The organism is Pedobacter panaciterrae, from assembly GCF_013204795.1.
GTDB classification, from domain to species: domain Bacteria; phylum Bacteroidota; class Bacteroidia; order Sphingobacteriales; family Sphingobacteriaceae; genus Pedobacter; species Pedobacter panaciterrae.
Window position 1 is genome coordinate 412,918 of sequence record NZ_JABMKW010000018.1, and the last position, 22,023, is coordinate 434,940.

24 protein-coding genes are annotated in these 22,023 nt (G+C 38.1%); 5 read left to right on the plus strand and 19 right to left on the minus strand.

The window, feature by feature from the left end:
• The 6 genes from HQN86_RS17450 to HQN86_RS17475 form a co-directional block, all read right to left on the minus strand.
• On the minus strand, positions 1-1,233 hold the full coding sequence (locus HQN86_RS17450) for an ABC transporter permease (RefSeq protein WP_172662194.1): 1,233 nt from the start codon (positions 1,231-1,233) through the stop codon (positions 1-3).
• A gap of 17 nt (positions 1,234-1,250) precedes the next feature.
• Positions 1,251-1,889: an MBL fold metallo-hydrolase gene (locus tag HQN86_RS17455; protein WP_172662195.1), complete on the minus strand. Its 639-nt coding sequence runs from the start codon at positions 1,887-1,889 to the stop codon at positions 1,251-1,253.
• A 19-nt stretch (positions 1,890-1,908) separates the two neighbouring features.
• Positions 1,909-2,493, minus strand: coding sequence for a gliding motility lipoprotein GldD (gene gldD, locus HQN86_RS17460; protein ID WP_172662196.1), 585 nt, complete (start codon positions 2,491-2,493; stop codon positions 1,909-1,911).
• A complete protein-coding gene (locus HQN86_RS17465) occupies positions 2,494-3,237 on the minus strand; it encodes a shikimate dehydrogenase family protein (RefSeq protein WP_172662197.1) in 744 nt (247 codons plus the stop codon).
• 36 nt (positions 3,238-3,273) lie between these two features.
• A complete protein-coding gene (locus HQN86_RS17470; protein ID WP_048908386.1) occupies positions 3,274-4,044 on the minus strand; it encodes a phosphosulfolactate synthase in 771 nt (256 codons plus the stop codon).
• A 69-nt stretch (positions 4,045-4,113) separates the two neighbouring features.
• A complete protein-coding gene (locus HQN86_RS17475) occupies positions 4,114-5,517 on the minus strand; it encodes a tetratricopeptide repeat protein (protein ID WP_172662198.1) in 1,404 nt (467 codons plus the stop codon).
• 287 nt (positions 5,518-5,804) lie between these two features.
• Here HQN86_RS17475 and HQN86_RS17480 point away from each other — a divergent pair, with 287 nt between their 5' ends.
• Both HQN86_RS17480 and amaB read left to right on the plus strand, forming a co-directional pair.
• Positions 5,805-6,269, plus strand: a complete 465-nt coding sequence (locus HQN86_RS17480; protein ID WP_172662199.1) for a nuclear transport factor 2 family protein — start codon at positions 5,805-5,807, stop codon at positions 6,267-6,269.
• An 11-nt stretch (positions 6,270-6,280) separates the two neighbouring features.
• On the plus strand, positions 6,281-7,822 hold the full coding sequence (amaB, locus tag HQN86_RS17485; RefSeq protein WP_172662200.1) for an L-piperidine-6-carboxylate dehydrogenase: 1,542 nt from the start codon (positions 6,281-6,283) through the stop codon (positions 7,820-7,822).
• A gap of 68 nt (positions 7,823-7,890) precedes the next feature.
• Here the strand turns inward: amaB and HQN86_RS17490 are convergent, their stop codons facing one another.
• Positions 7,891-8,493 (minus strand): GIN domain-containing protein, encoded by a 603-nt coding sequence (locus HQN86_RS17490; RefSeq protein ID WP_172662201.1) that lies wholly within the window; start codon positions 8,491-8,493, stop codon positions 7,891-7,893.
• 247 nt (positions 8,494-8,740) lie between these two features.
• On the opposite strand from HQN86_RS17490, the gene HQN86_RS17495 reads away from it, so the two are divergent.
• Complete coding sequence (locus HQN86_RS17495) at positions 8,741-11,635, plus strand: DEAD/DEAH box helicase (RefSeq protein ID WP_172662202.1); 2,895 nt, start codon at positions 8,741-8,743, stop codon at positions 11,633-11,635.
• Here the strand turns inward: HQN86_RS17495 and aat are convergent.
• The gene (gene aat / locus HQN86_RS17500; protein ID WP_172662426.1) at positions 11,632-12,264 is read right to left on the minus strand and encodes a leucyl/phenylalanyl-tRNA--protein transferase; all 633 of its coding nucleotides are present in this window, start codon (positions 12,262-12,264) and stop codon (positions 11,632-11,634) included. The genes HQN86_RS17495 and aat overlap by 4 nt on opposite strands.
• 69 nt (positions 12,265-12,333) lie before the next feature.
• Here aat and HQN86_RS17505 point away from each other — a divergent pair, with 69 nt between their 5' ends.
• Entirely contained in the window at positions 12,334-12,702 is a 369-nt protein-coding gene (locus HQN86_RS17505) for a YccF domain-containing protein (protein WP_172662203.1), read from the plus strand.
• Here the strand turns inward: HQN86_RS17505 and HQN86_RS17510 are convergent.
• Positions 12,699-13,676, minus strand: a complete 978-nt coding sequence (locus tag HQN86_RS17510) for an App1 family protein (protein ID WP_172662204.1) — start codon at positions 13,674-13,676, stop codon at positions 12,699-12,701. The genes HQN86_RS17505 and HQN86_RS17510 overlap by 4 nt on opposite strands.
• Before the next feature lie 54 nt (positions 13,677-13,730).
• Between HQN86_RS17510 and HQN86_RS17515 the strand changes: the two genes are divergently transcribed.
• The gene (locus tag HQN86_RS17515) at positions 13,731-14,606 is read left to right on the plus strand and encodes a diacylglycerol/lipid kinase family protein (RefSeq protein WP_172662205.1); all 876 of its coding nucleotides are present in this window, start codon (positions 13,731-13,733) and stop codon (positions 14,604-14,606) included.
• Here HQN86_RS17515 and HQN86_RS17520 read toward each other — a convergent pair.
• The 10 genes from HQN86_RS17520 to HQN86_RS17565 all read right to left on the minus strand — a co-directional run bounded on the left by HQN86_RS17520 (position 14,603) and on the right by HQN86_RS17565 (position 22,009).
• Entirely contained in the window at positions 14,603-15,253 is a 651-nt protein-coding gene (locus tag HQN86_RS17520) for a TonB family protein (RefSeq protein ID WP_172662206.1), read from the minus strand. The genes HQN86_RS17515 and HQN86_RS17520 overlap by 4 nt on opposite strands.
• A 32-nt stretch (positions 15,254-15,285) precedes the next feature.
• Entirely contained in the window at positions 15,286-15,978 is a 693-nt protein-coding gene (locus HQN86_RS17525) for a peptidoglycan DD-metalloendopeptidase family protein (RefSeq protein ID WP_172662207.1), read from the minus strand.
• Positions 15,962-16,339 (minus strand): 30S ribosome-binding factor RbfA, encoded by a 378-nt coding sequence (gene rbfA, locus HQN86_RS17530; RefSeq protein WP_048908269.1) that lies wholly within the window; start codon positions 16,337-16,339, stop codon positions 15,962-15,964. Before rbfA ends, HQN86_RS17525 begins: the two co-directional genes overlap by 17 nt.
• Before the next feature lie 31 nt (positions 16,340-16,370).
• Positions 16,371-17,561, minus strand: coding sequence for a GTPase HflX (gene hflX, locus HQN86_RS17535; RefSeq protein WP_172662208.1), 1,191 nt, complete (start codon positions 17,559-17,561; stop codon positions 16,371-16,373).
• Between the two features lie 22 nt (positions 17,562-17,583).
• Positions 17,584-18,375, minus strand: coding sequence for an indole-3-glycerol phosphate synthase TrpC (gene trpC / locus HQN86_RS17540; RefSeq protein ID WP_172662209.1), 792 nt, complete (start codon positions 18,373-18,375; stop codon positions 17,584-17,586).
• A gap of 2 nt (positions 18,376-18,377) precedes the next feature.
• Positions 18,378-18,950, minus strand: a complete 573-nt coding sequence (locus HQN86_RS17545) for an anthranilate synthase component II (RefSeq protein ID WP_172662427.1) — start codon at positions 18,948-18,950, stop codon at positions 18,378-18,380.
• Positions 18,951-18,969: 19 nt separating this feature from the next.
• Positions 18,970-20,373 carry an anthranilate synthase component I family protein gene (locus tag HQN86_RS17550; protein WP_172662210.1) on the minus strand — a complete coding sequence of 468 codons (1,404 nt, stop codon included), beginning with the start codon at positions 20,371-20,373 and terminating at the stop codon, positions 18,970-18,972.
• A 233-nt stretch (positions 20,374-20,606) separates the two neighbouring features.
• A complete protein-coding gene (locus HQN86_RS17555) occupies positions 20,607-21,041 on the minus strand; it encodes a cytochrome B (RefSeq protein ID WP_172662211.1) in 435 nt (144 codons plus the stop codon).
• 84 nt (positions 21,042-21,125) lie between these two features.
• A complete protein-coding gene (locus HQN86_RS17560; protein ID WP_172662212.1) occupies positions 21,126-21,533 on the minus strand; it encodes a Dabb family protein in 408 nt (135 codons plus the stop codon).
• Positions 21,534-21,559: 26 nt separating this feature from the next.
• The gene (locus HQN86_RS17565; RefSeq protein WP_172662213.1) at positions 21,560-22,009 is read right to left on the minus strand and encodes a carboxymuconolactone decarboxylase family protein; all 450 of its coding nucleotides are present in this window, start codon (positions 22,007-22,009) and stop codon (positions 21,560-21,562) included.
• Positions 22,010-22,023 lie beyond the last annotated feature (14 nt).

The window sequence follows — 22,023 nt, forward strand, 5'->3', positions numbered from 1 at the left end:
TTAGAGATCTTGATTTAAGTGGTTTATCTTCTTCACGCTTAAGTTAGATGACAAAGCTGATGCCACAAAAGAAAACACACTTACAGTTAAAAACACCAACAGAAAATCCTTCCATTTAAATGCCACCGGATACGCATTGGTGATCACCAAATTATCTTGCGACATTTTAATAAGTCCGAATTTTTGTTGTAATAAACAGAAGAGAAATCCAACTACTAAACCAACAATACAGCCGGTCATCGTAATCATCATTCCTTCAAATAGAAATATTCGTTTAATCAATTTTTTTCCAGCCCCCAAGCTGCTTAATACGGCTATATCTTTCAGTTTATCTATAACCAACATGGTTAAAGAACCGATTATATTAAAGATAGCGATTATTAAAATAAAAGTAAGAATAATATAAACCGCCCACTTTTCGCTACCCAGAATGTTATAAAGCACTTTATTCTGCTGTATTCTGTCCTTCACTTCAAAATGCTTGCCTATATTTTCTTCAATATTCTTTTTAAAAGCATCCGCATTAATTCCTGGCTTTAGGTTGATCTCGATAGAAGTGATTTTTTGAGGTTCTCCCAATAAATTCCGGGCAAATTTCAAAGGAACAATAGCCACATTATCAAAATCCTGCTGAACTTCAAAAACCCCCGATACTGGAATTGATAATACCGTAAAATCATCTGCTGGATTAATGGAACTCGTTTTACCCCCTTTTTTTGGAGAAAATATCTGCAATGGATTAAACGGATCTGTAGTATTTACCATCAGGTAAGTTTGAATTGCAGACCCGATTACGGCATAATCCCCAGTACTATTTTCAAGCAAAAACTTACCTTCAATAGTAATGCTATCCAAACTTTTATTTTTCAGATAATCCGGGCTAACCCCCTTTATTAAACCAACGGACTGCTTATCATTATACCTTAACAAAGCATTTTCTGAAAGTACTTCACTATACGAATAGATACTCTTATTTTGCTTTAATTTATTGAAATAGGCCGTATTTGGGTCAAATGTTTTACCCTGAACAGGCGAAATAACAACCTGCGGAGTAATCGTATTAAACATTTTCAATACAACTTCCTCAAACCCATTAAAAACAGATAAAATAATAATTAACGCCGCACTCCCTACAAAAACACCAACCACAGAAATTGTGGAAATGATGTTTATAGCATTGGTAGATTTTTTCGCAAAAAGGTACCTGCGAGCTATGTAGAAAGGTGTATTCAATTATTTATTAATAAAAGTTACTGTAAAAAAGGATTATGTTGTTTCTCAAAGCCTATCGTTGTAGGTTGCCCATGCCCCGGAAAAACTTCACAATCATCTGGCAATATAAACAAGTTATTTTTGATACTGTTGATCAATTGCATGTGATTACCTCCCGGGAGGTCCGTGCGGCCAATACTTGAATAAAACAGCACATCACCTCCAATAAGAAAATTATCAGCAGCAGCATAAAAACATAAATGTGCCGGTGAGTGCCCTGGTGCAAAAATTAAATCAAGTTCACTGTTACCAAATTTAACCTTTCCCGTTTCGGATAAGAAAACCTCAGGTTCCGGAGAGAGTTCATAACGTAAACCCATTTGAGGCAAATAGCCTGGTATTGCTTGCAGCACATACAACTCGCCTTTATGGAATTGTGGTTTTAACCCCCAATTGTCATAAACGAACTTATTGCCAAATACATGATCATAATGACAATGGGTATTTAGTAAGAGTACTGGCTTTAGGTTATGCTCTTTTATAAATTTAACCAGAATGTTTTGCTCTTCTCCATCATACATTCCAGGATCTATTATTACACACTCACCCGTTTCATCGTATAACACATAAGTGTTTTCCCTTACCGGGTTAAAAGTAAATCTTTGTATATTGATCATTTTAAATTCTTATCTGGCCTTATTTTATCCACTTAAATGTACTAATCATTCTGTCAATATCCTTCTTAATAAAGGAAACGACGGGTTGTATGGAATCGTACTGCGGTCGTTCGTTAAAATATAATGCCCCTCTGAAATAGTGTTTGGTGCTGTCTGTTAAAAAGAATTGAACAGATGAGGCCGTATTTCCTTCTATTGCATAATACACTCCATAAACTTTCTTTCCCGGATAGTTAATCAATTTCTGGTCTATTGAGTTCGCTTTTACTGTATGCTTAAATGCAAAAGTCCTTGCATCTTCAACCAGACCTTCATATTCCTTTTTAGAAGAGATATCATAATATGTTAAATGCAAACGCGCGTTAAATTGATCAAAAGAAAGGTTGTACCAGCAGGGTCTGGTGTCCTTACTACTGTCGTTCAGCATTTCTGCATACACCGGATAATCGAACGAGAAAGCACATCCATTATTAAAGGTTTTGTACACTTTTTTTGGCATTTCAATATTAAAATATCCTCTCGGCTTAGGAGAATAGTCGCTCCCTGTGCAAGCATAAAGCAACATCATTAACATAGAAAGAGAAAAAAAAGTGAACTTATTCATCTATTTATTCCAAATATACCAGGACCGCTCAGCCTGAAGATACAGCATTTCTAATCCATTTTTAATACTAGCCCCACTAGCCCGGGATTTTGCAAGAAACGTTGTCTCTTCCGGATTATAAACCAGGTCGTAGGCCAAATGATTCTCTGTTAATGCTTCATAAGGGATATCCGGGCAGGTCTCTGGATTAGGAGACATTCCCAATGGTGTGGTATTTATCAAAATGGTATAATCCTGAAGCAGTGTTGAAGTTACGGCATCATAAAGAATACTATTCGAAGTTGGTGATCTTGTAACTACTATAAAAGGAATGTTTAGTTTATTTAAAACATATTTTACAGCTTTAGCTGCTCCGCCATCTCCAAAAACGAGGGCCTTTTTATGGTGCTCATTTAGCATTGGCTTTAAAGACTCTTCAAAACCATAGGCATCAGTATTGTATCCTGTTAATAATTCCTGTCCGTTCTTGCGCTGAATAGAAATACAATTTACTGCGCCTATTTGATCCGCAGCCTCATCAACCTCATTTAAAAAAGGAAGAACAGCAAGTTTATAAGGAATAGTTACATTTAAGCCTTCCAGCTCAATATTTTTAGAAATAAGCTCAGTTAAAAGCCCAATATGTTCAATCGGAAAAAGCTCATATTCACAATCGGGAATATGTTCATTTAAAAATTTCTCAGTAAAGAATTTTTTTGAAAAGGAATGTGATAACGGAAAACCGATTAACCCAAATTTTCTCATTCTGTAAGTTATAATTAAAGGGTAATATTTATAAAATTACAACTTCGCCAAATTCAGGAAATGATCAAACGTATCTCCTCTAAGGCCTAAACGAATGGTTTCTAAAGGTATAACCTCAGCCGGAGCTATATTTCCAAGATTCACATTTGAACCAAGCAGCTTAATAAACCATACCTGTTGTTCCTTTTGAGGAGCTTCCCAAATGATTGTCTCCTCTGGAATCTGAGTAAGAATCTCGTCAACCAAGCCCTCTCTAACCTCTCCAGATCCTCTGTAAATACCTACGTTACCACCTTCTCTGGCTTCAGCGATCACTTTCCACGATCCCGCTTCTATTTCGGCCTGCATAAGTTTAATCCATTTATACGGAGCAAATATTTTAGCCGCATCTTTAGACCCTACTTCTGAGATTACTGTAACCTGCTTAGATAATTTTTGAATAAACTCGCATTTCAAATCATGCTCAATAGTGATTGAACCATCAGAAACTTCTACGTATTCCATATCGAACTGCTCCAGCACGCGACAGTAATCATCGAACTGATTTCTGATAATAAAGGCTTCAAACAACGTACCGCCAAAGTAGGTAGGAATACCTGCAGACTTATAAATAGCCAATTTCTCTTTCAGGTTCGGCGTTACAAAAGAAGTAGCCCAGCCTAATTTTACTATATCAGTATGTATTCCGGCAACGTCTATAAAGTCTTCTGTTTGTCTTAAGCTTAGCCCTTTATCCATAACCATCGTAATTCCTTTGTTCCTAGGTTTTACAGGTCGTTCGGGTATATTATTCAATGGGTAATTCATATTGTTCACAAAGGTGAAAAAAAATCGGACAGTTTTCATCAGCATAACTAATAAAAACTGTCCGATCTTTTATTTTAAATAACGATTGATTACTTCTAGTATCGAACCGTTCTCCTGTAATTGGGGCAAATATTCAAATAATATGTAGTGTTTATCTGGATCTGTGGCCAATGCGGTCTCAAGATATAACAAAGCGTCGTTCTTTTCTCCTAGGGCAAACAAGTAAGCTACCATCCTATAATAGAGCTCTGCTGCATCAGGATTGTTTTTTATAGCATCAGCAATGGTTTCAGAGGCTTCAAGCAATTTACCTTGTTCATATAGAACTGTCGAAAAATCCAACCAGGCTTCAACATCCACCGGATTATATTCAAGAACTTTGTAATAAGCTTCAACAGATTGCTCTATCTGACCCAGTTTATAATAAGCATCTGCCATTGCAAACCAGAAGTCGGGATTCTCCTCATCAAGCTCAATTGCTTTTTTGTAAAAATGAAGTGACTCAAAGAAACGTTCTTCAAAATTAAGCGTTACTCCTATCCCAAACCAGGCATCAGCCATCTTGGGATCCATCTTTACAGATTTTTTATAGTAGGATCTCGCTTCGTCCATACGCTCCAACTTCTCGTAACATTCCCCAATTGCACAATAGGTGTCGGCATTGGGTTTTTCGTATTCAAAAGTGTGCTTATAAACCTCTATAGCCTCTGCAAAACGATCAAGTTGAACTAAAGCATTTCCTTTATTATAGTAAGCAGATGCAAAGTTATCCTTAATCAGGATGGCGTAATCATACGCATCAATTGCTTTTTCAAAAAGATCCAATTTGTGATAAGAATTTGCAAGATTGTACCATGCAGCGTAGGAATAAGGGTCATTGTCTATATATTCCTGATAAAACTGAATACTTTCTTCTTGCTTATCTAATATATCATAACAGAAAGCAAGTTCGTATAATCCGTCCTTGTTTTCCATGTTCTGCTCCAAACTCTGCTTTATATAAACAATAGCACTCTCGTAATCGAGCATGTTTTGATACACATAAGCAATTTGCAGCAAGATCTCGTCTGTAGTTTCAGCAAATTCAAGTGCTTTCTGAAAATTATCCAACGCTTCTGAATAACGCTCAAGGCTATTATAGATATTCCCCCTAAGGATATAGATTTCTGCTTCCGATGCTTCAAGCATTTCTGCTTTCTGCAGTGCTAAAAATGCACGCTCGGTTTGGTCAGTAACAAACAACAGCTGAGCCTGCTTAACCAGGAATACTGCGGCATAAGGATGCTGATTTAACGCATATTCTATTACCTGCAATGCCTTTACGGGGTCGTTCTTTTCAATGTAGTAATCAATAATATTTTCAAAAGCCTGGGCATCAAAAAAGTACTGATCCTGATTACGTATCATCTCTTCGTAACGCTCTACTGAACGTTGCGCATCATCGCTAAAATCAAAATAAAATTCCTCTTCCATGTATCAAATAATTAAAGAACAGATCCCTGTGTTAAAAATACATTATAAGTTTACAACAATTATTAGTAGTACTAACCAAATAATTTTCAACATACACACACCCTTGCCCATAAACAACTGAAATAATAATAGTTAGCCTAAACATCTACCCTCAGAATGTTTTAGCAAGATAGAGAATGAAACAAGGGTTCTGGTCCTAATTCAATACAAAATAACGTAACTTTATTTTAAGACGGGTAATATTCCCGTCACGAAAACATCAACCCTTTATGCAACAGTTCATGAAAATGAAAAAATGTAACTTTCTGATTATTGTTTTTCTTACAACGGTATTTAACACCTCTGCCCAAATCCAGCAACATGAAGAAGACCTTGTTAAAGGCACTATAAACAAATTGTTTGAAGGTATGAGAAATACCGATAGCGCGATGGTAAGTGCTACCTTTGCAAATAATGCAATTATGCAGACCATCCATAAATCCAAAGACGGGGAATTTAAATTAAGTGATGAGAAGGTCGCCGATTTTGTCAAATTTACAGGAACACCACACAAAGAAAAATATGATGAACGAATTGTATTTACAAAAATTTTGATAGATGGGAATCTTGCCAGCGTGTGGACAGATTATAAGTTCTATATTGACAATAAATTTAGCCATTGCGGTGTTAATTCCTTCCAGCTGTTTAAAGATAAAACCACCTGGAAGATCATCTATATTGTTGATACACGGAGAAAAGAGAATTGCCTATAAACTATTTAGTTATGCAGAATAATATCAGCCAGGTTTTAAAAAACCTAAACATACTGGATTTAAATCCGGCCTACAGTACAGGTAATCAATGGGGAGCTTCATCAGATGCCAAAATACTTAACAGCGATTCCCCGGTTAATGGGAATAAGATAGCGAGCGTACAGGTTGCCAGTGCCGAAAATTATGAAACAGTAATAAAAAAAGCAGAAGAGGCTTATTTATTCTGGCGCAGCTTACCGGCCCCAAAGCGTGGTGAGATCGTGCGACAGTTTGGTGATGCGCTTCGTAAAAACAAGGAAGACCTGGGCACCCTGGTTTCTTATGAAATGGGTAAAAGTCTACAGGAAGGATTTGGCGAGGTACAGGAAATGATAGATATCTGCGATTTTGCAGTAGGCTTGTCTCGTCAGCTCTATGGCTTAACAATGCATTCTGAGCGCCCAAGCCATCGTATGTATGAGCAATGGCATCCATTAGGAATTGTCGGTATCATTTCTGCTTTTAACTTCCCCGTAGCTGTTTGGAGCTGGAATGCTGCCCTGGCCTTAGTTTGCGGCAATGTTTGCATCTGGAAGCCATCAGAAAAAACACCTGTCACGGCCATTGCATGTCAGCATATTATTGCTGATGTTTTCAAAGCAAATGACATTCCCGAAGGCGTTTGCAATCTAATTATTGGAGATAAGGAGGTGGGCGAGCTCATGACAAATGACAGTCGTGTTCCCTTAATATCAGCCACAGGCTCTACCCGAATGGGAAAAGCAGTTGCTGTAGCAGTTGGTGCTCGCTTAGGAAAAAGCTTACTGGAGCTAGGGGGCAACAATGCCATTATTATCTCTGAGCACGCAGATTTAGATATGAGTTTAATCGGTGCTGTTTTTGGAGCTGTAGGAACAGCTGGTCAGCGATGTACTTCTACCCGCAGGTTAATAATCCATGAAAGTGTTTACGATGCGTTTACTGCAAAACTGGTAAAGGCTTATGGTCAATTGCGTATTGGCGATCCTCTCGATCAGCAAAATCACGTTGGTCCGTTAATCGACACTGATGCCGTTGCCAGCTACCTTGATTCCATTGAAAAATGCAAAACCGAAGGTGGAAAATTCATAGTAGAAGGAGGCGTTTTAGAAGGGCCGGCTTATACCAGTGGCTGTTATGTAAAACCATGCATTGCAGAAGTAAAAAATGATTACAAGATCGTTCAGCATGAAACCTTTGCTCCAATTCTATACCTGATAAAATACAAAACATTGGACGAAGCTATCGCTTTACAGAATGGCGTACCTCAAGGTTTATCCTCGGCAATAATGACGCTTAATCTTCGGGAAGCAGAACAATTTTTATCTGCTCAGGGCTCCGATTGCGGTATTGCCAATGTTAACATTGGCACCTCAGGTGCTGAGATAGGCGGAGCCTTTGGTGGTGAAAAAGAAACAGGCGGTGGTCGCGAGAGTGGTTCCGATGCATGGAAAGCTTACATGCGCAGACAAACCAATACAATAAACTACTCAAATACGCTTCCTCTGGCTCAGGGAATCAAATTTGATCTTTAAAATATCATTGCATAAAAAAAGCAGCGGGTTACATTCCAGCTGCTTTTTTTATACCGTAGAATTGTTTTTTAATTCTTTTTGTTGGCTGCAACCATTATCTGATTCAATGGAGTTGTTGTTGTTTTTAAAGCTACCAGGTGATCTATATCTAATTTAGAAATATCGTCTTTTACTAAGTTGTGATCTGCAGTTGTACCGCTTAATTTCAAATCAGCATGATCTTTTATGTAAGTATACATACTTTCAGTATTTGCTTTAACGGTGGCTTTTGCATCATCTTTTAAGAATACCTGAAGATATTTAACATCAAACTTACCATCAGTTTTCACAATAGCCTTATCTGAGGCATCTATACGCTGCAGATCATTTACTGAAACCAAAACAGTTACACGATTAGCTTCTGTTGAATTAATAATTAAAGTATATCCAAGTCTTTTAATAGAGGTTTTATCCGGATTGTAATCTCCATTTATTACTTCTATGTGCTCTCTTTTGCCTTGCACCAAAATAACTTTTACATTTCCACTTACTTTCACCTTATTAAAAGTCATCGGAATAGCAGATTCAACTGGTTGTTTATCAATGCCGGTGGCGAATGTTGTCATAGCTGTTGAAGTCATAAAGATAACGGTCAATGCTGAGGCGAATAATGTTTTTGCTAGAGTTTTCATATTTTTGAGTTTTAGGGTTTTTGTAGGCTTTTTTGTTATTAAGACCCTCATTTTCAGCAAACGTTTCAGTCAATCCGGCTCTTTTATACCATCAGAAGTTAACTCACGACCAACAGTCTGATTCCCTCGACGAACTCATTATAAAAATTTAGCCATATTATGAGATTCCATTTGAAAAGAACTTCAATTTGACGTATGTTTAAAGATTTTTAAATGCTTATCCTCCGATTATTTTAATCTTTAGTCAATGTTACGCGTAGATAGTACCAAGCCCTGCAAAATTGTATACTCATTGTGTAAACACGCGTATTTCGGATATTTAATCGAACCTCATATGGTTCAGTTAAATCCGCAGGGCGATTTCTCTCTTACTTATCAGCGTCTGTTCTCACATACTGCTAAAGAGTTTGCGAAACATTTAACAGATAATGATTTTAAGCTTATCAAAATCCTTGATGAAACAGAGCAGGACTTTATCATAAAAAAGTATCATAAGAAAGCGATAAGACCGGGAGAGTTCTTTAGCAAGTTTTTTAACGATAAATTCTATGAAACTGTTCGCCCAAAAATTGAGAAGAAACTATCTGAAGTTCTGGAAGCACTCAAAGCGGAGGGTTCATTATATTTAATGGATAATGATGGCTGGCCTGCAGAGCGAAAAATAGATATTGCACTGGAGCCTTCTACAGTACTGTTCCATTTTAGACGTAATAATATTGAAACTCGCTATTTCCCTACTATAAAATACCAGGGATTAAGAATCGATTTCATGTTCAAGGATGCTCAGGTTATAAGTAATCAGCCAGCATGGTTATTACTTAACGATATGATCTATTTCTTTGAGCAGGATATTGAAGGGAAAAAACTGCTTCCCTTTTTAAACAAGCGCTACATTACCATACCAAAGACAACCGAGGAAACCTATTTTGAAAAATTTGTTTGCCCTCTTATTGAAAAATACCATGTTTATGCCGAAGGCTTTGATATAAAAACCGAAAAGCATGATCCAACGCCTACGCTAAAAGTTATTTATGTGGAATCGGGAGTTTCTCAGCTTCAGCTCTACTTTAAATACGGGGAATATGCTTTTGCTATGGGCAACGAAAAAAAGGTAACCGTTCGTCTTGCCAAAGAGGACGACAACTACATTTTTACCCGTATAAAAAGAGATACTGCATTTGAGAAACAGAAATTTGATACACTGCTAAGTCTTGGCTTAAAGAAAACCAGTGCTCTTTTTCACAACCTCGAAGTTTCGGGCAACCATGATGAAGATCAATCTTATGCCATCATCAATTGGGTAAATGAACACATAGAAGGTTTAAAAAACCTTGGCTTTGAAATAGAGCAACACACCGGAGCAAAGAAATTTCTCTTTGCTGCCAATAAAATAGATTTTGAGATTAAGGAAGATAATGATTGGTTTGACATCAATGCCATAGTATACTTTGGAATCTTTCCGGTACCCTTTCTATCTCTTAAACAACACATACTTCACAAAAAGAGGGAATTTACGCTTCCTGATGGCACCATTGCTATTATTCCGGAAAAGTGGTTTTCTCAGTATGGAAGCCTTTTCAGCTTATCAGAAGGAGGCAAATCGTTACACCTAAAGAAACATCATATAGGGCTCATCAATGAACTGGCAGAGGACAGCATAGCCAATATAACCTTAAGCCGTAAACTTGAAAGATTAAATGATTTCGAGAACATTGCCGACACCCAGATGCCGGTCCATTTTAAAGGCGACCTGCGTAGTTATCAAAAGGCTGGCTACAATTGGTTTAGTTTCCTGCGTGAGTATAATTTCGGCGGGTGTTTAGCAGATGATATGGGTTTGGGTAAAACCATCCAGACACTGGCAATGCTGCAAAAGCTTAAAGAAGAAAATGAGCAAAATTCAACTCATGGCACTTCTTTAATTGTTATGCCAACATCCCTAATTTACAACTGGTTAAATGAAGCCAAAAAGTTTACACCTAAGCTCAAAATACATTCACATACCGGAACTACAAGAGATAAAGATGTAAGTATATTTGCGAAGTATGATATCGTTATTACAACTTATGGAATTACCCGTGTTGATATAGATATTCTTAAAAATTTCTATTTCAGCTACATCATATTAGATGAAAGCCAGAATATAAAAAACCCTTCGTCAAAATCATTTAAAGCAGTTAAGGCCTTAAAATCTAAATACAGACTAATACTGAGCGGTACTCCTGTCGAAAACTCTGTAAGCGACCTTTGGACTCAGCTTACCTTTTTAAACCCTGGTCTCCTGGGTACGCAATCATTCTTTAACGAAGAATATGTTCAGGCCATCGAGAAAAGGAAGGATGAAGAAAAGGCCCGTAAGCTGCAAGCCATTATAAAGCCCTTTGTTTTACGCCGTACAAAAGAACAGGTTGCGGCCGAGCTGCCTTCCAAAACGGAACAGGTGTTTTATTGCGATATGAGTGAGGATCAGGCCGCATATTATGAAAAAACAAAATCTGCTTATCGTAACGATCTGCTAAGCAGTATGGATGATGGTACTTATGCAAAAAAGCAAGTACAGCTTTTGCAGGGCTTAACAGCATTACGTCAACTGGCAAACCATCCTGTCATGATAGACGACACCTATGCCTCTGATTCAGGTAAATTCGAAAATGTAATCCATACCCTAGATAATGTACTTAAGGGTGGGCACAAGGTTCTTATCTTTTCGCAGTTTGTAAAGCACCTGAATATTTTCAGAGCCTATTTCGAAAAAGAAAGCATCTCCTTTTCTTATCTTGATGGATCAACCAAAAACCGCGGAGAAATTGTCGCCGAATTCCAGAAAAACACTGAATTAAAGGTATTCTTAATTTCTATTAAGGCAGGTGGCGTAGGTTTAAACTTAACCCAGGCAGACTACGTATTTATTCTTGATCCATGGTGGAACCCCGCTGTAGAGCAACAGGCAATAGATCGTACACACAGAATAGGCCAGGAGAAGAAAGTGTTTATCTATAAATTCATTGCAAAAGATACAGTAGAAGAAAAGATACTAGCACTACAAAACCGTAAAAAACGATTAGCCAGTTCTTTGATTACCACAGAAGAAAGTTTCTTCAAATCCTTAAGTAAGGAAGACATCAAAGAGATTCTGAATTAATCTTTCAGGAATTCATCATATTGCTTGCGCGAAATCATTTCCGCCCCTAAACTCATCAGATGATCATTGGGCAGCTGGCAGTCTATTAGTTTAAACCTATCGGTTTTGCACAGCCATATCAGTGCAGTTTTTGAGGCATTACTTACCAAACTAAACATACTTTCGCCACAAAAAACATCGCCAACTTCCACGCCGTACAACCCTCCTACCAATACATGATCTTTCCATACTTCTACACTTTTAGCATAGCCCTTTTCATGCAAACTAATATAAGCATCCTGCATTTCCTGAGTAATCCACGTGCCCGGCTGATCTTTTCTTCCCACCTTTGCGCAGTTAACTATCACCTCCCGAAATGCTTTGTTAAAGGTTACCACAAATACGTCTGATTTAAGAACTTTAGCCATGCTTTTACTGACCTTCACTTCAGCAGGATATATTACACAACGTTCATGTGGCGAATACCAACAAATCGGATCATCATCACTAAACCACGGAAATATACCATTGTGATAAGCCAAAAGCAATCTTTCAATGCTCAAATCTCCACCTACAGCAAGCAATCCATCGGGATCAGCCAAAGCTGGGTTAGGAAAAACAATCTCATCTTCTGGTAGTCTAAAAACCATTTGCAATAATAAAACATTAGGTTTAATGTAACTAATCTTCCTATATTTCATCATAATAAAAAGCGTAACATGAACTTAATAGGCAATATCATCTGGATCATTTTTGGCGGAATATTTATTTTTTTCGAATATATAATCGGTGGTCTTATCCTATGTCTTACTATTGTGGGAATCCCATTCGGAATACAATGCTTCAAGTTTGCCTTTGTTGGCCTTGCTCCTTTTGGTGTTAAAATAACCGACACCTCTTCCAATACTGGCTGCTTATCAACCGTAATGAATATCATCTGGTTAATATTTGGGGGCTTCTGGATTGCACTTACCCATCTTTTCTTTGGCATCTTGTTCTGCATTACCATTATAGGTATTCCATTTGGCCGACAACATTTTAAATTAATGAATCTTGCCTTTTCTCCATTTGGAAAATCGATAAGCTAATCTGCAATCAACCCTATCTTTTTAGAATGTTCAATTGCATCCACACTGTTTTCAAATAAACAGGTACGGATATTTTGTGCCTCTATTCTTTTCAATAATGCCCTGGTTGGCTCTTCCATATCCTTACGGATATTTCTGATGTAAACAGCCGCAATGTTTTTAGGGTATTTCTCTGCAATAGCAGTATATATTTCCGGGTCCTTCTGTGTATTGTCTCCAAAAAAGACAAACTTTTGATTTGGGAAAGCGTCCAGAATTCTCATCACCCTCATCAATTTCCCTTCGTGTCCGGTCTTACCCGTTTTAATAAGATCCCTCCACTGCTTAATCTGATTCAATAGGAAGGCGCCATCAGGCAACTTATTATAGCTAAAAATCTCTACCAGATAATCGTATAAATTCCACTCGCTGCTAGATACATAGAAAAAGGGATTAGGCTGATCTGCCGTGGTATGTGAAATTGCCAGGGCGGTGTAGTGCGTGTATGTACCTTTAAACGTTTTTCGTGTTCTTGGGTTTTTAATAAAGAGCTCTCTAAGTCTTCTTCTGATAGTTGCCGAATGAGACACCATCACCGTATCATCAATATCAGAAATAAAAGCAAACTGAGTAATGTGAGGTACAAACACCTGACCTAGCCCTATTGCCAGTATTTTTCCATCCTTATCTAAAGCCTCAATCTTTACCCCATGCCATCCTGCATCCACGTTTTCATTGGCCGACCACTCAAACTTAAAAAAGCCATCGTATTCAGTTTTGCGGTATACTTCCTGCCCATTAAAAGTGAGTCTTACCTGTACATGAGGGTATGGCTTTAGTACAAATAACTTTAACAAATGGATAATGTTAACGAATAAATTATTACTAAAACCCTGCATCGTTTTGGCCCTAAATTTAAAAACATGACCATATACCACAAGGTTATGTGTGTGTCCGTATCCATGGTATACCTTAACACTTACAGATTTATTCATTAATAATTAAAACAGAGTAATACTAAAGTTGTTTGTGATATTAAAGAAAATGTAATGGGAGAAAAATCCGTCCAATTGAAATTGTTGTTTATCGTGAATCCGGGATCTGGAAATGGTGAGATCAATTTTGCCGATGCAATAAGCGCATATTTTGAATCGCTACCGCATACTGCCGAGATTTATGAGCTGCCATTAAACTGTTCTTTCGAAAAACTTAAGGAAATAATAGCCAGTGCAAATGCAGACCGTGTGATAGCCGTTGGTGGCGATGGAACTGTGAAATTGATTGCCGAGTGTTTGCTCCAAACAGATACACCTATGGGTATTATACCTGCCGGATCTGCAAACGGCATGGCCAAGGAATTAGGCATTCCCACAACCATTAAGGAATCATTAGATATGACAGTGAACGGGCAGCCAAAAAAAATACATGTCATAATGGTAAACGGTGAGTTATGTATTCACCTTGCCGATATTGGTTTTAATGCCTACCTCGTTAAAAAATTTAATGACCTTCCGCAGCGTGGAATGTGGGGATACACTAAAGCCGCCTGGAAAGCACTATGGAGTCATCATAAAATGGAGGTACTGATTAAGGTAAAAGACAAAACTATCCGTTCAGAAGCAGCTATGGTGGTTATAGCAAATGCCACCATGTATGGCACAGGCGTTAAAATTAACCCTGATGGAAAACTGGACGATGATTTTTTTGAAGTAATTCTGGTAAAAGAATATTCCGTGATGGAGATTTTAAAACTACGATTTACCAACCTGGCTTTAAACCCTAAGAATATTGAAGCCTTTCAAATCACCAGTCTCAACATAAAAACAAAACATAAAGCGCATTTTCAGGTCGATGGGGAATATATGGGTAAGGTAAGCAGAATTGAAGCCAACATAATTCCTGCGGCAATTAATGTTATTGTTTAATTGCAGTATTGCGCTATTTGCTCATCTGCCAGATCAAACCCCATGTTCTTCACAAACATAAAATCCTCACATGCACCTTGCCTGTCTTTCTGTTTCAATTTTTTCAGCCCGTCATTTATCCGCATTTTCATATACTCTTCATCATAGCCAAGGCTTGTTTTTAGCGCTACAATCCTTCGCTCCTCGTCAGCAGTAAACTTACCTGTTGCCTTATGCCTGTAAAAATTGAGCACTGCATCTGTCATACCTACATTGGTTTTATAGGTTTCTATAGCCTGTTTTATATCTTTCTGGCTTTTATTCTGGCAATCATCTCCAGACAACTTAAAGTTTATTGGTACCACAACAGATATCGTAGTATCATGATCAGCAGGAACTATCCATTTACCACTGCTTAATCTGATCAACCTTAGGGCCTCGTCATCAAGATCTGTCCCTATGCCTTTTTGAATCTTAGAGAAATAGACTTCTCCTGCTTTATTCAATTTAAAGCTTATGGTAACACTTCCATCAATACAATTTTGTAGTGAATATCGGGGATAAACCTTATTGTTCATCACAAAAGATTCCAGTCCACCTTTTAAAGTTGGCTGGGCTTTAACATTTAGCCCCAACAAAAGAAATAATGCTAAAAGAATCTTTGACATATACCAATTTACGTATTTTAAACCAAAGCCGATTAAAATGTGTACTTTAAAATTACTTCAGGATCGGGGCAATTCTTTAGATAAATATCTCTTTTCGTGTATTGGCATACACCTGGATAATCACCTTTTAAAGCCTGCATATTCAATATCAGCTGAAAGTGCAAATGCGGGGGCCAGTAACCGTTTTCTTCTTTTGTACCAAAAGCAGCAAATCGCGTACCGGCAGGAATAAACATTCCCTCTTCCAGCCCTTGTAAAGATTCCACACTCAAATGTCCATACAAGGCATGAATTACCACATCTCCCAAAACATATTTCAGAATAATGGTTCCACCATAGTCACCAAAGTTATTGTTGAATTTAAAGCTATGTACTACTGCATCATGAAAATTGTAAACAGGTGTTCCTGCAGTCCCCCATATATCTACACCTAAATGCAGCCTTCTGGGTTCTTCGGCTGTATCAAAATGAGCACTGCGTGCATAGATAGACCTATGTTCATTATACCCACCGATACCGTACTTGCAATTATTTAAACGAAGTTTATCTTCAACCCAGCTAGTAAAAACGTCGGTATCATCTAAAATATCGTTTGTGAGTTCTTTGTTTGCCGCTGTAAGGTCAAACAGATACAACAAATCCTGAGCAGGATCAAAATCAACTACTTTACCAATTATGATATCACTTCTATTTAAGGCAGCTACAAGATCAATCGGCTTGTTCATCCGTCTCCTTACGGTCTCTGGATATTTTATCGAATAACTTATCCATATGCTCTACATACTCATTGGTATCGTCTAAGAAGAAGGTAAGGGTAGGGATTACACGAGCCTGGTGACGAATACGTGCGCCCAGTTTATACCTGATCTCACTTGAATGTGAATTCACCTCAGCAACAGACAAGGTGGTATTGTTTGTGTTTAAAAAGCTCAAATAAACCTTTGCTACCGCCAAATCCGGAGAAACGCGAACCTTAGTAATAGTAACCAGTGTATTGGGTAAATATGCAGAGCCTTCGCGCTGAAAGATAGCAGCTAATTCCTCTTGTATCACCCCGGCAAATTTCTGTTGACGTTTACTTTCCATAATTTTTCTCTTTCTTCTTTAACGGCATTAATTAATATAACAGCTTATCATAAGGATAGCGCTCGGTATGCAAAGCAACAACTTTATCATATAATAATTGTTTAAATTCCTCTAAATTCTCTTTGTGCAGGGCAGATATAAATATAGAAGGGGCATTATGATTTGCCATCCAGCTACGCTTAAAATCATCAAGCGTAAGCACGGCTCTTTCCTCATCTTCATGATCAGGCTCAGGGCTTACGTAAGCGTCCATTTTATTAAATACCATGATGGTCTCTTTATCCCTCGCGCCAAGATCTTTTAAGGTCTCATTCACCACATTGATCTGATCTTCAAAGTTAGCATGCGATACATCCACAACGTGGATCAATACATCTGCTTCACGTACCTCATCCAATGTCGATTTAAAACATTCTACCAAATGGTGAGGTAACTTTCTGATAAACCCTACTGTATCTGATAATAAAAACGGCAAATTCTCAATAACCACCTTTCTTACTGTAGTATCCAATGTGGCAAATAGTTTGTTTTCGGCAAACACTTCCGATTTAGAAAGCATATTCATAATCGTTGATTTCCCTACATTCGTATAGCCAACAAGAGCAACCCTTATCAGTTGTCCACGGTTCTTTCTTTGCGTTTCATTTTGTCTATCAATCTGGCTCAGCCTGCTTTTTAAAAGAGCAATCTTTTCAAGGATCATCCTTCTATCACTCTCAATCTGAGTTTCACCCGGACCTCTCATACCAATACCACCCTTTTGGCGCTCTAAGTGAGTCCATAAGCGGGTAAGTCGGGGTAATAAGTATTGTAATTGTGCCAGTTCAACCTGAGTTTTAGCCTGTGCAGTTTGTGCCCTGCTGGCAAAAATATCAAGGATCAGGTTACTCCGATCTAATATTTTAACCTGTAATTCCCGTTCAATATTTCTTAGTTGTGATGGTGAAAGCTCATCATCAAAAACAACCATATCTATCTCTTCAGACTTTACGTAAGCCTGTATTTCTTCAAGTTTCCCTGTACCTACAAAAGTTCCACGGTCAGGCTTAAGCATCTTCTGTGTAAATTCATGTTCCACCACACCACCTGCCGTATCTACCAGAAAAGCAAGCTCATCCAGGTATTCCCTGGTTTCATCTGGCTTTTCACCAGGCCTGATTACTCCTACAAGTACTGCCCGTTCCGGCTTAAGTGCCGTGTCGTAATATTTCTGTTTTCCCATGTAAAGTACAAAGATACAAAAGTTATACCGAGATCAATTCACTGACAAACTCTCTGATTGCAAGTCCCGGATCCTCAGTTTTCATGAAGTTTTCGCCAATCAAAAAGCCATTAAACCCGGCTTGTTTTAACAATTTAATTGTAGAAGTTTCGCTGATGGCACTTTCAGATATCTTCATAAAATCAGCAGGAATCTGATCTGCAAGATCAAACGAAGTCTGAATGTTTACTGTAAAATCAGCAAGGTTTCTGTTGTTCACGCCAATGGCATCCAGATCCGTACAAACGCTCCTTTCAAGCTCTTCCTGATTATGCACTTCCAACAGCACATTAAGGCCTAAACCCTTCGCTGTGCCCGCTAGCGTAGCAATTTCCTGGGGAGTAAGGATAGCAGCAATTAATAAAATGATATCAGCACCCCAGGCTTTTGCCTCGAGGATCTGATATTCATCAATCATAAAATCTTTTCTCAGAATAGGAACTTTGTTCGCAGCCCTCGCTTCCAGCAAATCTCGTTGGTGACCTCCAAAGAAATCAGTATCAGTTAGTACCGACAATGCCGAAGCCCCCGCCGAAGCATAAGCCGTAGTGACATCAGCAACTGTAACTTTGTCATTAATAACACCCTTAGATGGAGACTGGCGTTTAAACTCAGCAATAATACCGGTACGGTCATCTGCTAATAAAAACTCCTTAAAAGAATACGGACTGCGATTAAAGTGCTGTGCAGCCTCCAACTGTTTAACAGAAACATGCTGCTTCGCCAAAGCCACTTCTTCCTTCTTTCTCAGTACAATTTTATCTAAAATATTCATATCTAACTTTCTAACCAGTTCTGCATCATTTGTTTTCCGTGCTCAGTAAGCACGCTTTCCGGATGAAATTGTACACCACGTACATCAAACGTTTTATGGCTCAAGGCCATAATCTCGTCCGTTTCATCAGTTGCCGTAACCACAAAGCAATCAGGCAGTCCTTTATTACTTACCACCCATGAGTGATAGCGACCTACTTTTATTACATCCGGGCAATCCTTAAATAAAAGCTCACTCTTATCCAACACCGTAATTGGTGTAGCAATTCCATGCATAGGCCTGCCTAAATTTAACAAACTTCCTCCAAATGCTTCAGCAATAGCTTGCTGCCCAAGGCAAACACCAAAAATACTCTTTGTAGGCGCATAGGTTTTGATTACATCAAGTAACAAACCCGCCTCTTCAGGTATCCCTGGTCCTGGCGAAAGCAAAATCTTATCGTACTGCTCAACATCCGCAAGTTCAAATTTATCATTCCTCCACACCTCAACATCCCTGCCCAATTCATTTACTAAATGCACCAGGTTATAAGTAAACGAATCGTAATTATCTATAACCAAAACTTTCTTTTGCATGATCTTATTATTCTCCATCTTAAATTTGCGTAGCCATTTCTATTGCCCTGCGCAAAGCAGCAATTTTATTATTTACTTCGTTCAGTTCATTTTCAGGAATAGAGTCGGCAACAATACCGGCACCCGCTCTGTAATGCAGCTGGTTGTTTTTACTCATAAATGTCCTGATCATGATGCAGTGATTAAACTCATCATTAAAGCCCATGTAGCCAAGCGCCCCGGCATAAAAATTCCTTCCCAGACCTTCATTCTCATCAATCAGCTGCATCGCCCTGTATTTAGGGGCTCCGCTTAATGTTCCTGCCGGATAAGTATCGGCCACAACCTTAAATGCAGATACATTTTCCTGCAGGTTGCCACTCACTTTAGAAACCAGGTGGATCAGATGAGAATAGTATTGAACTTCTTTAAAAGATTTAACCTGAACACCGCTGCAATGCCTGCTAAGGTCATTCCTGGCCAAATCTACCAGCATTACATGCTCAGCACTTTCTTTAGGATCCTCTTCCAGTTTTTTTGCTTGTTCTGCGTCTTCTATATCATTTCCTGTGCGTTTAAAAGTGCCTGCAATAGGAAAAATATTAGCTACATTATTCTTTATGGTAATCTGGGCTTCTGGCGATGAACCGAAAAGCTTAAAGCTTCCGTAATCAAAATAAAACAGATAGGGTGATGGATTAATTGATCTTAAGCATCTGTAAACATTAAACTCATCCCCTAAAAAGGACTGGTTATATGCCCGTGAAGGAACAATTTGAAAAACATCACCACGCAATATGTGCTTCTTAAGTTTATCAACCATGTTCATGAAGTCCTCATTTGTCAGGTTAGAACTTTCTTCGCCATTCGTCTTAAAACTATACTCCGGATAGTTCTTGTTCTGAATAATGTATTCCATCTTTTCCAGGTCCTCATTATCATCTCCATTGAACCTGTTTTTAAACAAGGTGATCTCATTACGGAAATGATCAATGGCGATAATATACCTGTAAATATGGTACTGCATTGTTGGGATCTCTTCGCCTTTCGGAGTTTCAGAAGTGAAGGTTATATCTTCAAAATGTTGTACAGCGTTCCATGTAAAATAGCCAAACAAACCACTGGAAATATGTCTGTTGCCATCAATTACGTCCGGTGTAAAAGCAGCTTTAAAAGCATCTATTTCTTCGGTTAGCACAAACTCCGTTTTTTCCTCTTTCTGTCCATCAGGAAAGTAAGAAGAAAGCACACCATCTTGCAGTATAATACCTGCAACAGGTTCAGCACACACATAACTCATAGAGTTCTCACGACTATGATAGTCGGAGCTTTCCAGTAAAATTGTATTTGGAAATACATCCCTCAATCTCAGGTAAATACTTACCGGAGTAGTGGTATCTGCAAGTCTCTTTTTATAAGTTGTGTTAATGATATAATTATTCATAATAACATTTTTTTCAATTCATTTATTCAAATTGCCAGATCATAAAAAAACCCGGCGTGTGGTTACGTCGGGTTTTACAATGTGGTTTGGTTTAGGTTGATAAACTATAAGGTACACAAGGTTGCGACGAAACTCTTTTCAGAATTACCACGCCACTGCCAAGTATGTATATTGTTAATCATGTGCAACAAAAATATAAATAAATCTTACTAAACAAAATTAAATTGTGAAATTTATGAAACTCCAAAAAAACTACGGCTCGGATCAGCCATAGTCATCTGTATAATTGATGCAATGATCACGATTAAGCCCAGTCCAAAATATAGCGCAATAGTGCGGTGCTTGGCCGATGGATCATCTGCTCTTTTCGACCTTGCATTGCCTACAGTAACTAAAATGGCAGCAAAAATCATCATTGCAATATGTTCCATTTTCCAATATCTTATTCCTGCTTCAACCAGCGGGCTCACAAAGTACAATATCAAACCAAATAAAATTTGGATATGCACAAATATTAAAGTAAACACATTCAATTTCCTATTTCCTTCTGTATATGGTTTTTTTCCAAGCCACCCTGCAATTGCAGTTACTATTGCCAATACCAATAAAATTAAGACGAGATAACGCCAGCCTGAGTGTGCACTCTTTAAGATGTGATAAAAATTCATAACGGTTTTTCTTTCAAACTTAAGTAATTACTTTATGCTTTATGTAATAGCTAATTACTAAATGATATTTAAAACGATTCTATTTTAGGCCTCAACTGCATCGTAAACAACTACTTTCTCCCATAAATGGCTGTAGTTTTTTATAAATTCCAGGTGTATTGGATGGGTTTGATAGGTTGCCTGACCTTCAAGATCACTAAAGAACATCAGTTCAGATACCCCCCAGCTGCTATCAATAACATCGCGTTTTTCAGTACTGGCTACAATACCCACATGTAATTCTTTTACAGTCGGGATTTTCGAAAGTGCTTTCACGCCTGCGGCTAATTTATCACGATCTTCTTTTGAATCTGGATTTTTCAACCAGAAAAACACATGGTGTACCACCGGATAATTTTTTTTCATATTTGATAACGGCATAGCGGTTGCAGCTGTCCCCACGGCAAGTGCTGCAGCGGTTCCAATAAATTTTCTTCTGTTAGACTTGTTCATAATGCATAAATCTATGAAAAAAAATATTACTTCACTTCATATGTGCCAGCTATTGTTCCAAAAGACTTAACCAGCCTGTTCCATGAATTAATCTGGGCTACCGCCAATGAAAGATTTGCAATATCAGCATTAGAAAAATGCTTTTTAAGCTCATCATGCAGATCATCTGATTCTTTTTCGTCCTGAAGATTGGTTAATCTTTCAGCAAAAGCCAATACAGCCTTTTCTTTAGGGGTATAATAGTCTGTTTCTCTCCAAACCGGCAGTGAGATCAGCCGCTGTAATGTTTCGCCTTTGTGTACCGCTTCCTTCGAGTGCATATCCAAACAATATGCGCAGCCATTAATCTGCGAAACTCTCACATCCAATAAATCAATTAATAGTGGATCAATTCCTGAACTGCGGAGATAATCCTTTATCTGTCGCATTGCTTTAAATAACCCTTCCGGGATTTCGTTCTGACTAATTCGTAACATAAAATATTCTTTTT

Coding starts and splice junctions, on each gene's coding strand:
- HQN86_RS17455 (WP_172662195.1), bottom strand. CDS start 1,889: ATGATCAATATACAAAGATTTACTTTTAACCCGGTAAGGGAAAACACT.
- gldD (WP_172662196.1), bottom strand. CDS start 2,493: ATGAATAAGTTCACTTTTTTTTCTCTTTCTATGTTAATGATGTTGCTT.
- HQN86_RS17465 (WP_172662197.1), bottom strand. CDS start 3,237: ATGAGAAAATTTGGGTTAATCGGTTTTCCGTTATCACATTCCTTTTCA.
- HQN86_RS17470 (WP_048908386.1), bottom strand. CDS start 4,044: ATGAATTACCCATTGAATAATATACCCGAACGACCTGTAAAACCTAGG.
- HQN86_RS17475 (WP_172662198.1), bottom strand. CDS start 5,517: ATGGAAGAGGAATTTTATTTTGATTTTAGCGATGATGCGCAACGTTCA.
- HQN86_RS17480 (WP_172662199.1), top strand. CDS start 5,805: ATGAAAAAATGTAACTTTCTGATTATTGTTTTTCTTACAACGGTATTT.
- amaB (WP_172662200.1), top strand. CDS start 6,281: ATGCAGAATAATATCAGCCAGGTTTTAAAAAACCTAAACATACTGGAT.
- HQN86_RS17490 (WP_172662201.1), bottom strand. CDS start 8,493: ATGAAAACTCTAGCAAAAACATTATTCGCCTCAGCATTGACCGTTATC.
- HQN86_RS17495 (WP_172662202.1), top strand. CDS start 8,741: ATGTTACGCGTAGATAGTACCAAGCCCTGCAAAATTGTATACTCATTG.
- aat (WP_172662426.1), bottom strand. CDS start 12,264: ATGGTTTTTAGACTACCAGAAGATGAGATTGTTTTTCCTAACCCAGCT.
- HQN86_RS17505 (WP_172662203.1), top strand. CDS start 12,334: ATGAACTTAATAGGCAATATCATCTGGATCATTTTTGGCGGAATATTT.
- HQN86_RS17510 (WP_172662204.1), bottom strand. CDS start 13,676: ATGAATAAATCTGTAAGTGTTAAGGTATACCATGGATACGGACACACA.
- HQN86_RS17515 (WP_172662205.1), top strand. CDS start 13,731: ATGGGAGAAAAATCCGTCCAATTGAAATTGTTGTTTATCGTGAATCCG.
- HQN86_RS17520 (WP_172662206.1), bottom strand. CDS start 15,253: ATGTCAAAGATTCTTTTAGCATTATTTCTTTTGTTGGGGCTAAATGTT.
- HQN86_RS17525 (WP_172662207.1), bottom strand. CDS start 15,978: ATGAACAAGCCGATTGATCTTGTAGCTGCCTTAAATAGAAGTGATATC.
- rbfA (WP_048908269.1), bottom strand. CDS start 16,339: ATGGAAAGTAAACGTCAACAGAAATTTGCCGGGGTGATACAAGAGGAA.
- hflX (WP_172662208.1), bottom strand. CDS start 17,561: ATGGGAAAACAGAAATATTACGACACGGCACTTAAGCCGGAACGGGCA.
- trpC (WP_172662209.1), bottom strand. CDS start 18,375: ATGAATATTTTAGATAAAATTGTACTGAGAAAGAAGGAAGAAGTGGCT.
- HQN86_RS17545 (WP_172662427.1), bottom strand. CDS start 18,950: ATGCAAAAGAAAGTTTTGGTTATAGATAATTACGATTCGTTTACTTAT.
- HQN86_RS17550 (WP_172662210.1), bottom strand. CDS start 20,373: ATGAATAATTATATCATTAACACAACTTATAAAAAGAGACTTGCAGAT.
- HQN86_RS17555 (WP_172662211.1), bottom strand. CDS start 21,041: ATGAATTTTTATCACATCTTAAAGAGTGCACACTCAGGCTGGCGTTAT.
- HQN86_RS17560 (WP_172662212.1), bottom strand. CDS start 21,533: ATGAACAAGTCTAACAGAAGAAAATTTATTGGAACCGCTGCAGCACTT.
- HQN86_RS17565 (WP_172662213.1), bottom strand. CDS start 22,009: ATGTTACGAATTAGTCAGAACGAAATCCCGGAAGGGTTATTTAAAGCA.